3 protein-coding genes are annotated in these 1,837 nt (G+C 39.4%); all 3 read right to left on the bottom strand.

Translation table 11 applies throughout. The features are described from left to right. Nucleotides 1-335, bottom strand: a 335-nt coding sequence (locus tag AC1DRF_RS25795) for a hypothetical protein (protein ID WP_477742053.1), incomplete at its 3' end; no start/stop codon positions are given. Between the two features lie 78 nt (nt 336-413). After that, complete coding sequence (gene fsa, locus AC1DRF_RS25790) at nt 414-1,082, bottom strand: fructose-6-phosphate aldolase (protein ID WP_477742052.1); 669 nt, start codon at nt 1,080-1,082, stop codon at nt 414-416. A 49-nt stretch (nt 1,083-1,131) separates the two neighbouring features. Further along, a partial coding sequence (gnd, locus tag AC1DRF_RS25785; RefSeq protein WP_477742051.1) for a phosphogluconate dehydrogenase (NAD(+)-dependent, decarboxylating) occupies nt 1,132-1,837 on the bottom strand: 706 nt, incomplete at its 5' end.

Genomic DNA, 1,837 nt, shown 5'->3' with positions numbered 1-1,837 from the left:
TTATAAGCCTCTGTATGAATGAGCCACTGACTTAAAAGCTCTTTTGTCGCCTTTCTTTCTTCTTCGCTTTTAGCTCCAAATAAGCTTTCCATATCAGGTTCTTGAATAATTAGCTTACTAAAATCTTCGCTTACCGCAAGCCAAAAATAGTTTTTTTCGTACTCGTAATATCTGTGTTCTTTTAATAAAAAGTAGCCAATTTCAAATTCAATGCGATAGAGCGGCTGGTTAACTTTCGGCGCATGAAGGCTTTTAAAGTTAATATGTTCTACATCATCTACATAAACCTCTGAACCGTATTGGGTTTTAATCATCTTAGCATCTACTGTATTCATGGTGTTTACCTCTTTAAGGATATTATGAGAGAACGGGTGCATTCTTTTTCTAGAATGCGCACGTTCTTTATCTTTTACTTAATTTTGAACAGCATTTTTCCAATCAGCCGCAAATTTTTCGATTCCTTGTTCGGTTAAAGGATGTTTAACAAGCTGCTCGATTACTGAATATGGAATCGTTGCAATATGAGCTCCGGCAAGGGCTACGCGTGTAACGTGATCCGGATGTCTTACAGAAGCCGCAATGATTTGAGAGTCAATATTTTGAATGCRGAACAACTCGGCAATTTTAGCCACAAGCTGTACGCCGTCTTCTGAAATATCATCAAGGCGACCAAGGAATGGAGATACATATGTTGCACCTGCACGAGCTGCTAAAAGCGCTTGGTTCACAGTGAAAATAAGCGTTACGTTTGTTTTTACACCTTTTTTAGCAAGGTAGCGAGTCGCTTCTAATCCAGCGATTGTCATTGGAAGCTTAATCGTAATATTTTGATCCCCGCCATTAATTTTAATTAGTTCTTCTGCTTGCGCAATCATGTCTTCTGCTGTTTCGGCATCCGGCGTCACTTCTGCTGAAACGGATTCTACTTCTGGAACAGTTTTTAAAATTTCTTCAATACGATCTTCAAACTTTACGCCTTCTTTTGCAACAAGAGAAGGGTTTGTTGTGACGCCAGATAAAACGCCCACTTTGTATGCTTTTTTAATATCGTCAAGGTTTGCAGTATCAATAAAAAATTTCATTTTTTCATTCCTCCATTAGTTTTTTTTACTATACCCACTATTTCACTTGTTATTTCTTTTCCACAGCATGACCGCCAAACTCATTTCGAAGTGCGGAAACTACCTTTCCTGTAAAGGTATCATCTTCAAGCGAGCGATAGCGCATCAGTAAAGACATTGCAATAACCGGCGTAGCTGTTTGAAGGTCTAGAGCGGTTTCTACCGTCCATTTCCCTTCACCAGAAGAGTTCATAACTCCTTTGATGTCATCTAGCTTAGCATCTTTAGAGAATGCATTTTCTGTTAATTCCATTAGCCATGAACGAATAACAGATCCATTGTTCCATACTCTTGCTACTTTTTCGTAATCATAGTTAAATTGGCTTTTTTCAAGAACTTCAAATCCTTMTCCGATTGCAGCCATCATGCCGTATTCAATGCCGTTATGAACCATTTTTAAAAAGTGGCCGCTGCCTGCTTCACCAGCGTATAGATATCCGTTTTCTACTGCTGTATCGCGGAAGATAGGTTCAACAATTTCCCACGCTTCACGATCTCCGCCAATCATATAACAAGCTCCGTTACGAGCGCCTTCCATTCCGCCAGATGTTCCAACGTCCATAAAGCGGATTTTGTTTTCTTTTAACTCGTTATAGCGTCGAATAGACTCTTTGTAATGAGAGTTTCCGGCTTCAATTACGATATCTCCTTCAGCTAAAAGAGGCTTCACTTCACTAATAACAGAATCAACAACCGTATGAGGAACCATCAGCCAT

The sequence above is a fragment of the Priestia sp. P5_B4 genome, from assembly GCF_056400385.1.
This window is presented reverse-complemented; position numbering and strand designations above follow the sequence as displayed.